Source organism: Anabaena sp. FACHB-595 (genome assembly GCF_048568275.1).
Taxonomy (GTDB): Bacteria; Cyanobacteriota; Cyanobacteriia; order Cyanobacteriales; family Nostocaceae; genus Trichormus.
Genome location: NZ_CP183473.1, coordinates 2,570,174 through 2,586,564 on the forward strand (window position 1 = coordinate 2,570,174; position 16,391 = coordinate 2,586,564).

The window sequence follows — 16,391 nt, forward strand, 5'->3', positions numbered from 1 at the left end:
GGTCTTGCAATCAATTGCTTTCAATGTGTGCGTGTCTGGTACAGAGAATAAGCTTTACCGGAGAAGAAATAATGAAACGATTTACCTTGTTTACTTTTCTGTACCTCGCGCTGGGAGTCTGTCTGAGTGCGATCGCACTTGGATACCCAAACCTGCCTTCGGGTCTTCAAAGAAGCTTGTTCATCAGTGCAGGAACCTCCTACATTTTTTGTCTTCTCAGCACCTTCCCATTTTGGCGCGAGAGGACGATCCGCTTCTATCGCAGACGGAATTCAGCGGTAATTCTACCCTGGTTGGTGATGGGATTCTATATTGTTTGGATGATCTGGGAGGTTCAGAGTCAGAACTGGACGATGGAAGCCATTTTAGGAGCGTTGTCGCGGCTAATATTTGTCTTAGGGTTTGCAGAAATCATTGTGATTACATGGCAAGTGAATTCTGAACATTAATTTCCACAATCGAGAGCGATAACTATTGCTACCACCGCAATCAGCCGTAATCATTATATGCTGGCTTTTTGGATAAACTTCTTTTCCCATTGAGTACCACCAATGACGAATAGACTCGACTGCAAACTCTGCTGTATCGTGGTCGATGCCAACATTCACCCATCCTTGATTTGAGGTTAAATCATAAATTCCGTAGGGAATTGCTTTGCCCAATTTGGGGTCAACAAAATCATGCATCTTCACCTCAATTGGCCGTGCCTTCTCACACCACTCGGTTCCGGAATTTTTAAAATCTCCAATTAATTCTTTTTTTTTAGTATCCACTGAAATTACGGGTTCGTTCTGGGATTGAAAGTGCAAGACTTGCTTGGAAATATGTAAAAATTGGTCGTCCCTATCTGGATGAGATGAGCCATCACGGGTTTTACGATTTGATTGTAAGCTGTAGCCCAGCGATTCAAGTAAGTTGTAAACACTTTTAGGACTAGTCCTATGTCCGCCAATGTTTAATGCCGCGGCCAGTTTCACTACACTTTTAGAAGTCCATTTTAGAGGCGATTCTGGATCTCCCAGCGTCACTGGTTCAATCAGCGATTCTAAATCTGATAACAGCATCGCGTCTTTTTCTTCCAGTAGTTTACGTCCAGCACCTGACGAACGAATTCGATTACTATCGCCATTCGAGGTTTCTTCCTCTGAAGCTTCTAACAATAACCTTATCCCAGCATGGATTGTAGTCCGGGATAGTCCAGTTGCGAGCGCAACCTGACTGATACCTCCCCACCCCAGGCTTCGGGCTTCGATTGCTGCCCAAACACGCCGTGTTTTCTCGTTCAAATAGGGCTTTAACGAATCATACTTGTCTTGAATGCTTTCTACTACTTGGTTATCAGACATCTAAGCCTTTAATTCGGTTACATTCTGATGATCTAACTATTCGGTAAATCGTTCAAGTTATTTTTACATGATGCCTAAGTGTAACTTATTGTCAATAAGTTTACCACTGAATAGATGATGCCGAGCAACTTAGGCAAGGGCTAAATAAACATTGGTTTAATGCACCCCAGACTGTACACGCCACAAGTTGGTGTAAATCCCATCCAGGGCGATTAAATCTTCGTGTGTACCCTGCTCGACAATTTGACCATGCTCCATGACATATATGCAATGACTGTGGCGTATTGTAGAAAGACGGTGAGCGATCGCAATGGTAGTTCGATTTACGGTAATCTTTTCTAAAGAACGTTGAATAGCTGCTTCCGTCTCATTATCCACCGCAGATGTTGCCTCATCTAAAATCAAAATCGGCGGATTTTTCAAAACTGCTCTAGCGATCGCAATACGTTGGCGTTGTCCCCCAGATAACTTTTGTCCACGTTCCCCAACTATTGTTTCATAACCTTGGGGAAGTCGCATAATAAAATCATGTGCCTCAGCTACTTTTGCAGCATTAATAATGGCTTCATCACTAGCATCAAAAGTACCGTAGGCAATATTTTCTGCCACCGTACCATGAAATAAGAATACATCTTGACTAACTAAGCCAATACTGCGACGTAAATCAGATAAATTTAACTTTTGAATATCAATCCCATCAATGGTAATTGAGCCATGAGAAACATCATAAAATCGTAACAATAATTTCACTAAAGTGCTTTTACCCGAACCTGTAGAACCAACAACCGCAATAGTGTTTCCGGCAGGAATATGTAAAGATAAATCTTTAATAATCACTTCACTGTTTTGATAGGCAAAGGTAACGTTTTTAAAATCAACCTCACCCCGCACATTTTCCACAACTAAAGGTACATCCCCCGTAATAATTTGGATAGGAGTATCTAATAAATCCATTACCCGCCTAGTAGAAGCCATTCCTCTTTGATAATGGTCAAAAGTTTCTCCTAAAAACACCAATGGCCACAGTAATCTTTGTACCAGCACCAGTAAAACGCTGTAATTACCTATAGATATTTTCTGTGAATATGCTGCCATACCTCCCAGAAATAACAAAGCCGTAAACCCTGCTAAAACCAACATTCTAATTAAAGGAATAAAAGCAGCAGAAAGTTTAATTGCTTTGGCGTTACTTTTTCTGTAAGCTTCACTTTCCTCTGCTAGTCTGGCACTTTCATACTTCTCTGCTGTAAAACTTTTAATTGTCGTAATTCCACTAATATTATTAGCAAGCCGCGAGTTGAGAAAACTAACTTTTTCTCTAACATCGGCATAACGGGGTTCTAGCCGTTTTTGATATACCAGTGAACCCCAAAGAATAAAGGGCATAGGTAACATTGCTGCAAGAGTAATGTTAAATGGCAAAATGAAAAACGCACCAACAATCAAAATTATTAAGGAAGTGGTGACTTGGATAACTTCATTTGCTCCCCCATTTAAAAAATCTTCAAGTTGGTTGATATCATCACTGAGAATTGACATCAAACCGCCTGTACTGCTGTCTTCAAAATAAGCCGATTCTAATTTTTGTAAATGATTGTAGGCGTCTAAACGTAAACTATGTTGGATATTTTGAGCCACATTTCGCCAAATTCTGTCATAAGCGTATTGGGAAAGTGATTCAAATATCCAAACAATAACGGTAATTAATGAAAGTAATGCAAATTGCCATACTACTTCTTTAATACCAAATTTAGCAATTGTAGAATCTTGTTGTTGCACTAATATATCTACGGCAATACCCACTAACCAAGGGGGGGCTAAATCTAAAACTGTATTAATAACCGAATAGGTAGACGCTTGGTAAATTTGTCCACGATATTTTTGTCCATAATTGAGTAATCGGCGCAAGGGAGAAAGTTTGTTTGATACATGATGGAATGTTGATGTCATGATCTAAATTAAAATTCAGGGATTTAGGTTTTCTAGTTAGCCATTGCAATTGCAGTTGACCAAAATATATAGATATTACTATTTTTTGATATGCGAATTCTATCCAGAAACGGCAAATTTATATCCCAAAAAGGTAATTTATAGGCCAATACAGTTCAGTTAAGCCTAAAAATATTACTGCTGTAAGTTGGGTTGATGCAAGAAAAACCAACATCATCAATACTTTGTTGGATTAAGCGTAGCGCAACCCAACCTACCTTTTTCCTTAACTGAACCGTATTGATTTATAGGCATTACTAGAGAGGAGTCAACAGGAAGTACCTCAACGGGCAAATCGTGTTATCATAGATTTATTAACAACAATCATGGTTTATTCAGTTGAGTAATACGTTACACTGCGACAAGATACGCGATCGCTCTCTGACGATGATTTAAGGTGTTTTGACTAAATATTTATAGAGGTCATCAATTATTCTGTTAGCTCCCATAGCTCCCCCGACAGTCCAATTTACCCTATATATCTGTTTAGTTTTAACAGCTTTAAGATTTGACCAAATAGGCTTTTGTAAGAAAGATAAAACTTCAGGATTTGCTTCTTTAAAATCTCTAGTCAAGTGTTCTGTCATAATAAATAAAATATCCGCATCGTATTTGGGTAAAACTTCAATACTTAAAGTTAACTCGCGTTGTTTTTGATTTTGTTGGATTAGTCGTAAACCTGCGTCGCTAAGAATTTGACCATAAGCTAGAAAGTCCGGTCTGTAGCTATAAAAAATATCCGCCGAACCTGCAAGATAAATCACAGATATTGTTTTTGTTTCTAGTTGCTTTCCTAATTGCTGCCGCAATGTTTGGATACGATTTTGGTACTGAGTCAGAAGTTCCTCTGCGCGATCGCTCTTTCCCAACACCTGGGCTACATATCGTAGTCTTTCTTTAAAATCATACATACTCGGAAAATCGATCAGTACGGTTGGCGCGATACTGGAAAGGATTTTATAAGAACTCTTGAGCCATGTTAACCCCAAAATTAAATCGGGTTTTAAACTAAGAATTTTCTCTAGGGAAGGTTGATTTCCAATATTGCCCACCACTGGAACATCAGCAAGTAAGTCGCTGGGGATACCTCGAAAATTTTCCTCACAGTCCTGACAATACATGACACCAACTGGCTTTACACCCAGAGCCAGTACAGAATCGAGAATTATATTTTCTTCTAATACAACAACTCGCTGCGGTTTAAGTGGAATTTTAACTTTACCTAAAGCATGGCTAATAGTTTTTGTTTCTATTGGACTTAGAGCAGTTGCACTTGTTTCCCTTTGTTCTAGCTGCGATGTGTTGTTACAGGCTGCGATCGCAACAACAGCAACTATGGTCAGAAAGAATGGTAAAAACTTGTAATTACTCGAAAAAACAGTCTTGACAACCCAAACAAACTTAGCAAAAGTCAAAACACAAACTCCTTTAACAAGAACTAACAATGGCATAATTGTATTGATGACTCTCTTTCTCATTGCCAGGGATTTTTTCTTTAACTAATATTTGGCAGGTTGTCTAAAAGACTGGTGCTGTGTACACGCAAATTACTTAACTGATGATCTACAGGAGAGAGTTAAAATTCCCAGCTAATAGAGCCGATAATTGTAAAAGGCGCACCTCTTCGCAGGAATGTTCTGCCATCGTCAGAGGTTCTAATATAGTCGGTATCAAATAGATTACGGATATTGATACCAGCTTTAAAACCATCTCTACGATAGTAAATTGCCGCATCAGTACGCAAGTAATCGGGTATTTCAAAGGAGTTAGCGGAATCTCCCGATCGCGTACCCACATAAAACAGCCCCAAACCAAATCCCAAACCCTTCAAATCGCTATTTTGAAACTCATAGGTTGTCCAGAGACTAGCTTGGTTTTTTGGCACACTTACCAATCGATTGCCTACAGGAATATCGTTATCTTCAGTTACTTCTGCATTAGTGTAAGCATAGGAAGCGATCGCCTTCCAGCCAGGTAAAATCTCCCCCGCAACATCTAACTCAATCCCTCGACTTCTTTGCTCTCCTACCTGAATTAAATAATCAAGCGCAGCTCTTTCAGGATCAGGATCGGGGGTGAGAATATTAGACTTGGTGATTTGATAGGCTGCCAGTGTTGCCGAAAGCCTACCCTCTAGAAAGTCAGCTTTAATACCTGCTTCATATTGTGTTCCTCTTGTCGGCTCAAATATTTCACCATCAGGGTTGACTCCCGTTTCAGGGACGAAAGATTGGCTGTAGCTGGTGTAGAGAGAAACAGATTTGCTAGGCTGATACACTAACCCGATTCGGGGGCTGAAAGCACTACTATCAGGGTTTTGTGTAGTATCCCCTGTCACGTTGTCTGTATTCTCGCCGGAAATCCAATCGAAGCGTCCACCGATTAATAATTTCAGATTATCTAGAAAGGTAATCTGATCCTGAAGGTAAATCCCGTAGGTTTGAAAACGTTCGGTAGAACTAGAACGTGGGCCATAGTCGAAGCTGGGAATATTATAGTTGGGATTGAAAATATCTAGATTAGGAACATTCCTTTGAACTACCCTTGCAAAAGTATCAATATTATGATTGAAATCAAAACCTATCAATATTTGGTGTGAAATCGATCCCGTATTAAACTTTCCTAGCAAATCGATCTGTCCAAAATAGTTATCTTGCGTAAATTCACGATCTTGAGCAAATTGCCGTAAGGACTGATCGTTCACTACCCCTGTGGCTAAAGTATATTCTTCAGCGTTTTTACTAGTAACCACAGAAAAGTTATTACGAATCTGCCAGTTATCACTAAACTTGTGACTCAATGTGTAACCCAACTTTTGGGTAGTATTATCTACGTAAGCATTGTTAGGATATGCCTGATAGAAACTTCGAGGCAGAAACGTATTATCGCTAAGAATAGAGGTATACTGCTCAAAAGTTCCTTTGAAGTTAATATACTCATAATATAGAGTCAGGTCTGTTCTATCACCCAATTTCCAAGCGATTGTTGGTGCGATTGTAGTCAGATTTGTGTTGACAAAATCTTGAAAACCATCTGAACTTTGATAGCTAGCGTTGAAGCGATAAAGCAAAGTTTTATCGGCGTTTAAAGGGCCAGAGAAATCAATACTAGGCTGATAAAATGCCCTGTTCCCCACCTCAAATCCCAGCTGATAATAGGGTTCACTCAAGGGTTGTTTGGTGACGACGTTGATTATTCCACCAGGTTCTACAGCCCCAAACAAAACCGAGGCTGGCCCTTTAAGGACTTCCACTCGCTCAATCGTCCCTACTCCTGTCAAGCCATAAGAATTTACATCTCGATAGCCATTTCGGAAACTTCCACCCTGTTCAAATCCTCTAATAATGAAGTCTTGTGCAGGCGAACCGTTGTAGTCAGCACCGTCAACTACGCCACTAACCGTTTCCACAGCCTCAGCTAGACTTCTCACGTTGCGATCTTCCAGCACTTCTCGCGGCACTACCTGAATAGATTGGGGAATATCGCGCAAAGGTGTATCTGTCTTTGTTGCAGTCGTCGCATCCTGTACACGATACCCATTCTGTTGTCCCGTTACCACTAACTCAATCGGTTCATCCTGCTGTGCTGCTGGTTCTTCTTGGGGTATTTCAATTGCTGGCTTTTCTTGAGCTTGTGGCGTTTGTGGTTGTTGCGCCGTAGTTGTAGCAGGTGTTACGCCAAAAATCAGTCCTTCATCCCCATCAAATAACTCAACTATCGGCAGTCCTGTTTCCCCCGTCACCGTCACCTGGATAGTATTATTATCTTGATTAACTACCAAAACTTCCGCAATTCCGGCAAATGGTTTTTCTTGACGAAATGTATCGCCACCCTCGTAACGCAATTGCGAATTGGGAATATCAATAATTAATTTATTGCCTTCATTCTTCTGAACAGGTTTGAGAGCATCACCTTTAGCAGTTTCTAAAATGACCTCAACACCTTTTTCAGTTTGGTTGATACGTACCCCTGTAACTTCTACTATTTCCTCTGCATCAGGGTTCTGAGTTAACAACAGTGCGGCATTAGTCTGGGGAGGTTTTACCTCACTCAACTGGGGAATACTTGATACAGATTTGCTTTTATCTCCAATATCAACCGAATTTCCTCCATCGGTTTCAGCCAGAACTGACTGTGTTGTGAGTATAAAAACTGAGGCTGTAAACATCAGCCCGGAAAGCGATTTTATTAATCTCATCACCAAATCTCCCTCACACCAACATATTCATCAAACTTTTGACCCCTCTCCTGTGACAGATTAGGGTATTAGGTCACTCCATCTATCCCCACAAGCTGTTAGGAATATTTCTTAACTAAACTAGTAGTGTATCTACAATACGGGATTCGGATTTCTAATTTGAACGCTAGAGGGATTTTTTTTGAACGCTAGAGGGATTTTTGTTGCTGTTGAAAGTATTGTTTGGGATTCAAACCAAATTTTTTGCGGAAAGCTAAAGCAAAGTAACTGCGACTGTCAAAACCTACTCTAAATGCCACTTCTTCAACTTTCATTTCTCCTAATGCTAAGAGTTGTTTTGCTTTTTCTAGACGATAGTTGTGCAAATATTTGAACGCAGATGTCCCGAAAACTTGACGAAACCCACACTTCAATTTAAATTCATTTATCCCTACTTGTTGTGCTAACTCTATCAGGCTAGGTGGATTTTCTAGATTACCTAACAAAATTTCCTTGGCTTGGTATATTCTTTCAACATCTCTCAAATTCTTGCCGGGAAAGCTATGATTAGATCTCTCCTGCTCCTGAAATTGTTGGAAATAAAGCGTCATCAATTCCATTGCTTGACTTTCTAAATACATTCGCTTCATCAAGCCTTGATAGGGACACTTGAGGATATTACATAACACCTGCCACATTTGCTGTGTAATTTCCCCTTGCTGGTAGTAAGGCTGTACTTTACCATTCATCACTGCTTGGCGCAGGAAAATGGGTATCTGTTCTAATTCTTCTTCGCCAAAACTTTGAAAGAATTGCTGTGGTTCGATTTTCAGATAAATTCGTGAAAACTTTTCTCCGGCTTTCCACCATTCAGTTTCTTTGATATCGCAGTTACATTCTGAATAATATCTGCCTACGATTTCGTCTGTCTTGTCAGTTAAACCGTGGCGTTCAATCCTCACTTTTCCTGAAAGAAAAAAACTCAACCCAAAGAGAGATTCATCAGGAATATCTCTGATCCATATCAGATCATTAATAAACTCTTTTTCATGTATCTTAATAAATAATCCGCTACGTAATTCTGTCCAGCATTCATAGGTATGACAGATATCTATAATTTTCCCTTGATGGATAGTTTCAAAACTCTTTAATTGACTAGAAAGTTGACCATTTTGTTCACTTTTTGTCCATATTTCTTCCCAGTCTGTACTTGTAATAATTTTTGTCATAGTTAAATGATAATTGCTATTATTATCAAGCTGATATATGGTTGAAACTAACGCACCTTTTCCAGTTTATTAAAAGGGAACACCTAATACTGGATGCAATGCAAACTTGATAAGTCAGCGATCGCTCCAGTATTCAGTACCCCAACCTGCTATATATCTTAAATAAGAAATATTATTAATTGTTGCACAAAATTTGCTGTAAAAAAAGCGACTTGTCGCAGTCGCTGGTGGTGGTAGCTCCCATACCAGATTGCACAAGCCACAGACTGGCATCAATCCCATCAAGTGCTAGTCATTCCTCTTGCTTGCACTGCCTTGAGTTGTCGCCATAAAGGGTTTTCTTGGAGTTTTTCTCAAGTCTCTGTGGTATCTTTACTGCCCCAATTTGCTAACTATTGAATTTGAACAGTATCAACGCTAATTTCTGTGACATTTGCCAGTTGTAAATCATTACTTAACAAAACTGCATCATAAATTAGGGCAGTGGCACAAATGATCGCATCTGGTAATTTCAGTCGATACTGCTTACGCAGTTTGATTGCAGCATTCTTCAAATCTTGATCTAGACCAACTACTATTACTTGTGATAGAAACTATTGAATTCTCAACTCTTCTTCTGCGCCGAGTGCTGGATAAGAAAGCATTTCAATTTCGCTGATCACGGACAAGTAGAATTCACCAACAGGTAAGGTGTTTAGAAGCCGTCCACCTAAAAGATATAAGGTAACATTCGTATCGAGAATGTATCTTTTGTTCGTCACGCCCATTCATTCCGTATCTCATGTTGAAATTCAAGCGGATCTTGCTTGAGCTGGATGGTGCCACTGAAGGAATTGAGATCGACAACCTGAGCAGGGGAGTGAGAGCTTTTCTGAACTAGCTGCGCCTTTAACCAGTTCTGCTCTTCTGGTGGCAATGCTAAAATCATTTGCTTGATTGATTGTACGAGTTGAACATTCATATATATAGCTACTTTTCAAGATGAATTTTTTAAATCATATCCTCTTTTCCCTATTGCAATCCAGTGTGGTATGAGTTGTGCGGTTCTGCATCGCAGAGACTATAGCTGCCTCAACCTAACCTTCGGCGAGGGCGATCGCACTGCTCATTCTTCAGAAGAAATTTGGCAGGATTTGCAGATGAATATCGTGTGTTTAGACATAGGTTTAAGGTGTATTTACAATTGGCTTTGTTGCATGAAAGGAAAAAAGGACACACCAATCCGAAGTAAGGATAGGAATTAGTATTCAACTTTGTAAGAGTCGGGCTTACCTAACTGGATCATGCGGTTAAGCGCAGCGCATTGCAGAAATAACTCGACAGCCTGGTTATCAAAAAAGCGTCGTCTCAACTTGCAACCATTGATGGTTTTGAGCCGAAAGATGGCAGTTTCAGATAAAGAACGGCGATGATATCCACTCTCTTGTTTCCATTGCTTACGCCCGACTTGGTTCACCCTTCGCAGATTTTCATCTCTGGGATGGGGTTGGGAATGAGGATGTGGTTGTTGCATTTTTGCGTTGCTAAGTGGTGGAATTATCGCTTTTGCCCCGCGTTGTGAAATGGTGTCGTAACAACCTTTTGTGTCATAGCCACCATCTCCAGACACTTGCTCTATCGGCTGTGAAATCAGGCAGCGAGAAAACATTGGCGATAGGTAAAATTTACCATTTTGCCTATTCACGCAACAACGCCCATTTACACAGGTAAACCGCACCTTCCCTTGATACTTGCAGTTGTAGGCTGGTGAAATTCCACTCCCAGAAAAATACCCGCGTGTCCCACCTAAAACGGGATGCACTTCCTCAGAATCTATAAAACCCGACAAACAAATACTAATTTGAATTGTATGGTCGTGGACGGGTGTCTTTACTATCAAATCATGGTGATGGGTGCAATCTGTCAACATCAACCATATTCCCGGCGATAGTTCCACCTCGGAGAAGTAAAAATCCCGATCAATATATTTTGTGATCTCGGCAACATCCTCAAATGTACTACATACAGAATCTTGCCAGTCAAGATTGCTAGCCTGTAAACGTATCTTATCCCAGTCCGAGTCATTGAGGATAAATGTCATGCTAGGAGGTTGGAGAAAAATTAATTAAATGCTAAGTTTTTGCAACTATTTTACCACACCTGCTAGGAAATGTAGGTGATTGAGGATATGTGTTTTCATGCAAGTTTTTAGAAAATGGTCACTAAATTATCGGTAGCATTTGACAATTTATAGCAATAATGCTTAGATGACTACAGAGAGTTAAAAAATATCCGTAATCAATGACACAGTAACTGAATTTGGGTGGTTCTTTTGTTCAATATTGGGCGTTACTGAATTAATGGGATGATTTGTGTCTCGCTTATACCACTAAGGCGGAACCCCCAGGATACGCACAAAGCCGCAAAAAAGACGACAGTTTTTTTGCTAAATAAGCTTAATTCATCCCGCATTTATGCAACGCCAATATTGAATGCGATCGCATAGATTAAGTGGCAAATATGGACAAATATAATTTTTGCATCCTTGCAGTCGTGATTACGGTGAATTGACTGATTTTTGAGGTTGATCAGGTGAAGATAGGCTTTTTATTTTTGAATATTTTCGTAATAAATCTTATTTATGTAACTGCGGTATTCGCTGCTGAAGAGCAAGATTCAGAAGCAATACCAAATATTCGTGAACTTGAATTTACCCATAGAAGTGCTGATTGGCTCACCCAAAAACCAGATACTATTCCTGTGAATTTAGATGGGAAGAATCCCAAATGTCCTGATGGTTATGAGGTGATAGAAAATCGAGAGGATGAAAAACAACCGGAAGTTTGCAAACGCAAGCGAGATACAAATCAGGAAGAGAACGAAGAAGCAGATATTGAGATTACGGTGACGGGAACTAGAACACCGCGATCGCTTGATGAATCCCCAGGAACAATTACAGTTATTGATGCAGAAGATATTGATAATCAACTTATTCAGAATTTAGATGATTTAATCCGCTATGAACCGGGGGTATCGACGAGTGGAGATGCGAGACGTTATGGTTTCCAAGACTTCAATATCCGGGGGATTGATGGGAATCGGGTTTTGCTACAAGTCGATGGGGTGCGTTTACCGGATTCCTTTGATTTTGGTAGCACCCAACTAGGAAGAAATTACATCGATACAGAAACCCTGCGACGGGTAGAAATTATTCGCGGTTCTGCCTCTACTTTGTACGGTAGTGATGCGATTGGTGGTGTCGTCACCTTCATTACCAAAGATCCCAGCGATTATTTGAACGAATCGGGAGACGATGGGTATTTTAGCAATAAATTTGTCTACGATAGTGCCAATCGGGGAATTGGTAACACAACTACAATTGCAGGTAGATTGGGTGATGTGGAGGGATTGTTAATTTACACCAGACGGGATGGATACGAACCACAAATAAATAGCGATCGCGCTCCCAATCCCCAAACTACCGATGCAAATAGTTGGTTGACAAAATTAGTATTTAATTTGGGTGATTTTGATCAACTCAAATTAACTGGAGAGTTTATTAATCGCACCACAGACACCAATGTTTTAACCTCCCGTGGGATTAACTTTGGTGTCCGTACAGATAGCTTAACAGCAACGGATGAAATTAAGCGTAATCGATATAATTTAAGCTACGAACATAACAATCCCGATAGCAATTTATTCTTCCAAGTTTTACGCAGCCAAATTTATTATCAAGAAGCAACCAGCACCGAAGAATCAAACGAATTACGTCGCGCAACTGCACCAATTACAACGGGAGCAGTTAACCGTCGTCGCTTTCGTAGTTCGATTTATCAACAAAATACCTTTGGTGGAGATATTCAGCTAGAAAGTAATTTTCAAACTGGAGATATTAACCATAGACTAGTTTATGGTGCCGAACTTTCCAATACCAAAACATCCCGACTGCGCGATGGTTTTCAAGAAAATATTGCTGCACCTGGAATTATCGGCGAAAGAACCAATCGAGTGGGCCCTGATGCGTTTCCTGTCAAAGATATTGCCGACACAGATAATACGAGGTTTGGTGTTTATTTACAAAATGAAATTACCTGGGGAAATCTAACAATTATTCCTGGTATTCGTTACGATTCATATAGTTTGAATCCCAACCCAGACGATATCTATCGCGCGAACTCGCGTAATTTTCCTACATCTAATTTTTCCGATTCTGCCATTTCACCGAGGCTGGGATTGGTTTATAGCTTCACATCAGAAGTGACTGGATTTGCTCAATATTCTCGTGGATTTCGCGCACCAACAGGCGAAGATATTAACCCCGGTTTTACCAATCCTGGTCAATATACAGTCATTCCCAATCCCGATTTAAAAGCCGAAACCAGTAATAATTTTGAATTAGGATTACGCGGTTCATTTCCCTCTGGAAAATTTAGTATTAGCGGTTTTTACAACAACTATAATAACTTTATTGACACCTTTGGACGAGTCATTCCTACCCCTGGATTAATAGTTGGTTCTTTCCAAACAGTGAATCGCGGTGAAGTGAGAATTTATGGAGTAGAAGCCAAGGGAGAATTAAAATTAGGTTCGGGATTTAGCTTACTAGCAAGTTCTAGTTACACTGTCGGAGACGACTTAGAAGAAAATCAACCCCTCGTATCCGTCGATCCCTTCCGCTTAGTGACAGGATTAAGATATCGCGCACCCCAAAATCGCTGGGGAACTGAATTAATCGGTAGTTACGCAGCAAGTCCCAGACTTCCTAAAACTGAAGAAATACCAAATCCCTTTGTCCCTGATAGTTATTTCACATTAGACTTAATTGGGTATTACAATTTGAGCGACAATGCAACGTTAAATATTGGGGTTTTCAATCTTCTCAATGAAAAATATTGGCGACGTGGTGACGTGCGAGGATTGAGTGCAAATGATGGGAATTTAGATTTATTTGTGCAACCAGGTATTAGTTTAGTTGCAGGTTTAACAGTGAGATTTTAAAGCATCAGCAATAAAACATCAATACGAACAGTAGTTAATGTAAATAGACAATTGCTTATGAACACACAAAAAGAATCGACAACAAAACTTGTGGGTGTACCTGAAACATTAATGATTACCCTCTACGGACGTTATGTCGAGCAGGAATTTTCTGACTGTATTCTGGAAGATAAAAAGGCAGTAGAAATTGTCGGAAAAGTTGATTATGACTTCTCTAAATATTCTAGTTCCTGGTCATCTCAACTAGGTGTTGTCATCCGAGCCAAAAATATCGATGAAATATTAAGACAATTTTTGATCACCCATCCACAAGCTACAGTTATTAACTTGGGAGGGGGACTGTGTACAAGATTTTTCCGAGTTGACAATGGGGAGATGAACTGGTACGAAATAGATTTCCCCGAAGTTATCGACCTGAAAAGAAAACTGATCTCTGAAAGCGATCGCTATCATTTAATTGGTAGTTCTATTCTCGAATCTAGTTGGATATCCCAAATCACACCAGCAACAAATCAGCCTCTATTTATCATCATGGAAGGCGTATCAATGTATTTAAGCGAGGAGGAAAACCAAAGTGTATTTCGAAAAATTAAAACAATGCTAGCTCCTAAATTTATTTCTGTAGAAATGGTATTTGATGTGCTAGATAAAAAAGGAGTAGCTAATACTAAAAAACACGAAACTGTATCCAAAACCGATGCGGATTTTAAATGGGGACTAGATAATTTCCATGAAATAGAAGCATGGGATTTATCCATTCAACTCAAAAAAGAAATTTGTTATCTACCCCAATTCGTCAACTATCCCCATCGCCTGAAACCGTTTTGGTTGAAATACATTTCATTTATGCTAGTACCCTTATTTAAAAATAGATGCCGCATTCTTCATATCAATCTGACACCCGGATCGCCACTTTCATAATTATATGAGTAAGGGTGACATGAAGAGATGTTAGGGATTACACTAAAGGAAACAAGACTTTACCATGAAATTAAGGAAGAAGGAGAAAAATCCCTTGTTCTGTGTCAATTAACTCGTCGTGTGGGAGAATTATCTTCAGAGGTGCGTCAGCGCATTGAATCTTTGTCCTTAGAAAAATTAGAAAATCTTGGCGAAGCACTGTTAGATTTTCAGGGAATGGCTGATCTAGAGGCTTGGTTTAATCGCTGAAGTTGAGTGAGGATAATACTAAAAAGATATAACCACCGCTACCTTTCCCCAGGCGGAATTTGCGCGAAAATTGCAGCTTGTAGCACTTCAGGTAATTGTTTCCAAGCTACGTTACCTTTACGACTCTTGACATACAATTGCATAAATTCTAGTAAAGATGCTGCGCTTTCTTCTGGAGTCAAATTGACGAAAAGATAGCTGGGTTTGTCTGGGTGTGAAGCAGCTACAACGCAACCATGATTACAAGCCCACAAACATTCAACGGGTTTAATTTCTATTTCATGAAGTGACGATTCTTCACTACATAAATAATTTAATTTTTCAAGTAAAATTTCACCATCAAAAGGAGGATTTTCTGGTCTTTCTTGAGAAGAAGGGTGACAAGATTTACAGACAAATAGGTTATATTTTGGCATGATTTTAAGTGATATTAAATATGTATTTATCAAGATCATCGAGCATTGCATAAGCTGCAAGCATATTCAATCCCCGCCAAACAGAAAAATCTACTATGTAAACTTGATTTTGCTGTACAGCTTTGAGTTTAGACCATAAAGGCTTTTGCTGAAGTTTTTTGATAACAGAGTAATCATCTTTGCGTAGCGGTGCAATAAACAGGATATCGCTATCAATGTTGGGTAAGAGTTCTTCCGAAAGAGGTAAATCGTAATCACCAGATTCGGCAAATATAGGGTTTAATATGCCAATATCATGCAAAATTCCACCCGCAAAAGATTTTTGACGAGTAATAACTAATTGTCCCGCAGCGACAAAAGCAAATGATACGTGAATTTTTCGATGATTATTACTAAGTCTCTGTTTTACTTGATTAACACGTTGGTTATAGTAATTTATCTGTTGAATACTTGTTTCTCTTCTGTTTAAAATTCTGGCAGTATCTTGAATGTGTTGTTTCCAGTTTCCTCTAGTTTCTATCCAAGGTAGAACTACTGTAGGTGCAATTTGTGAAGCATATTTATAAATTCCTGCAAATCCTGGATGGGAAATCACAATAATTAAATCGGGATTAAGTAATACAAGTTTTTCTAAATTAATTTGACCGCTTGAACTACGTAATATTTCTACTCCCTCTGCTTTTCCTTGAAAGTAAGGAAAGTCATCTTCTATTTCAGTTGTAATCCAAGTGGCGATGGGTTTGGTATCTAAGGCTAAAAGTGCAGCAAAACTATTAAAATCTAAGGTGACAATTCGTTGGGGTTTGAGGGGAATACAAGTTTCTCCTTGGACGTGTTGCACCACTCGACATTTTGCGTTTTGTTGTGGAGATATTGAGTTTGTCGCTTCATAGGTAAAGCTTTTACTACTAACCCAAATAGCAGTAAATATCAAAATTCCTAATAAGAATAAGACAACAAAGCGGCGTGAAATTATTTTCATAGATTTGTGCTTTGTAAAACAGGATTGGTACACATTTCCAGAAATTGAGAACATTCTTGTTTCTGAAGATGTCTAAATAAATCCTGTCAGCTTTTATCCTCC

Annotated in this window: 11 protein-coding genes and 2 pseudogenes; 3 read left to right on the forward strand and 10 right to left on the reverse strand. The window is 39.4% G+C overall.

Annotated elements, in window-relative coordinates:
• Positions 1-446: 446 nt before the first annotated feature.
• The 8 genes and pseudogenes from ACN222_RS10690 to ACN222_RS10725 all read right to left on the reverse strand — a co-directional run.
• Positions 447-1,346 (reverse strand): annotated as a pseudogene (locus tag ACN222_RS10690) (ISAzo13-like element ISNsp4 family transposase); the annotation flags it as partial.
• A 156-nt stretch (positions 1,347-1,502) separates the two neighbouring features.
• A complete protein-coding gene (locus ACN222_RS10695; protein ID WP_010996304.1) occupies positions 1,503-3,296 on the reverse strand; it encodes an ABC transporter ATP-binding protein in 1,794 nt (597 codons plus the stop codon).
• Positions 3,297-3,727: 431 nt separating this feature from the next.
• The gene (locus ACN222_RS10700; protein WP_231865530.1) at positions 3,728-4,750 is read right to left on the reverse strand and encodes an iron-siderophore ABC transporter substrate-binding protein; all 1,023 of its coding nucleotides are present in this window, start codon (positions 4,748-4,750) and stop codon (positions 3,728-3,730) included.
• Between the two features lie 161 nt (positions 4,751-4,911).
• Entirely contained in the window at positions 4,912-7,533 is a 2,622-nt protein-coding gene (locus ACN222_RS10705) for a TonB-dependent siderophore receptor (RefSeq protein WP_044521252.1), read from the reverse strand.
• A 188-nt stretch (positions 7,534-7,721) separates the two neighbouring features.
• Positions 7,722-8,741 carry a helix-turn-helix transcriptional regulator gene (locus ACN222_RS10710; RefSeq protein WP_010996307.1) on the reverse strand — a complete coding sequence of 340 codons (1,020 nt, stop codon included), beginning with the start codon at positions 8,739-8,741 and terminating at the stop codon, positions 7,722-7,724.
• A 392-nt stretch (positions 8,742-9,133) separates the two neighbouring features.
• A complete protein-coding gene (locus ACN222_RS10715; RefSeq protein WP_269083599.1) occupies positions 9,134-9,319 on the reverse strand; it encodes a PIN domain-containing protein in 186 nt (61 codons plus the stop codon).
• A 179-nt stretch (positions 9,320-9,498) separates the two neighbouring features.
• Complete coding sequence (locus tag ACN222_RS10720) at positions 9,499-9,702, reverse strand: hypothetical protein (protein WP_010996309.1); 204 nt, start codon at positions 9,700-9,702, stop codon at positions 9,499-9,501.
• 279 nt (positions 9,703-9,981) lie between these two features.
• Positions 9,982-10,821: a transposase gene (locus tag ACN222_RS10725; protein WP_010996310.1), complete on the reverse strand. Its 840-nt coding sequence runs from the start codon at positions 10,819-10,821 to the stop codon at positions 9,982-9,984.
• Positions 10,822-11,333: 512 nt separating this feature from the next.
• Between ACN222_RS10725 and ACN222_RS10730 the strand changes: the two genes are divergently transcribed.
• The 3 genes and pseudogenes from ACN222_RS10730 to ACN222_RS10740 form a co-directional block, all read left to right on the forward strand.
• Positions 11,334-13,721, forward strand: a complete 2,388-nt coding sequence (locus ACN222_RS10730) for a TonB-dependent hemoglobin/transferrin/lactoferrin family receptor (protein ID WP_231865532.1) — start codon at positions 11,334-11,336, stop codon at positions 13,719-13,721.
• Positions 13,722-13,778: 57 nt separating this feature from the next.
• The gene (locus ACN222_RS10735) at positions 13,779-14,642 is read left to right on the forward strand and encodes a class I SAM-dependent methyltransferase (RefSeq protein ID WP_010996312.1); all 864 of its coding nucleotides are present in this window, start codon (positions 13,779-13,781) and stop codon (positions 14,640-14,642) included.
• A gap of 21 nt (positions 14,643-14,663) precedes the next feature.
• Positions 14,664-14,891: pseudogene (locus ACN222_RS10740) on the forward strand (DUF4351 domain-containing protein); the annotation flags it as partial.
• A gap of 38 nt (positions 14,892-14,929) precedes the next feature.
• Here the strand turns inward: ACN222_RS10740 and ACN222_RS10745 are convergent.
• Both ACN222_RS10745 and ACN222_RS10750 read right to left on the reverse strand, forming a co-directional pair.
• Complete coding sequence (locus ACN222_RS10745) at positions 14,930-15,307, reverse strand: DUF1636 domain-containing protein (RefSeq protein ID WP_044522928.1); 378 nt, start codon at positions 15,305-15,307, stop codon at positions 14,930-14,932.
• Positions 15,308-15,311: 4 nt separating this feature from the next.
• Entirely contained in the window at positions 15,312-16,289 is a 978-nt protein-coding gene (locus tag ACN222_RS10750) for an iron-siderophore ABC transporter substrate-binding protein (protein ID WP_044521254.1), read from the reverse strand.
• Between the last annotated feature and the right edge of the window lie 102 nt (positions 16,290-16,391).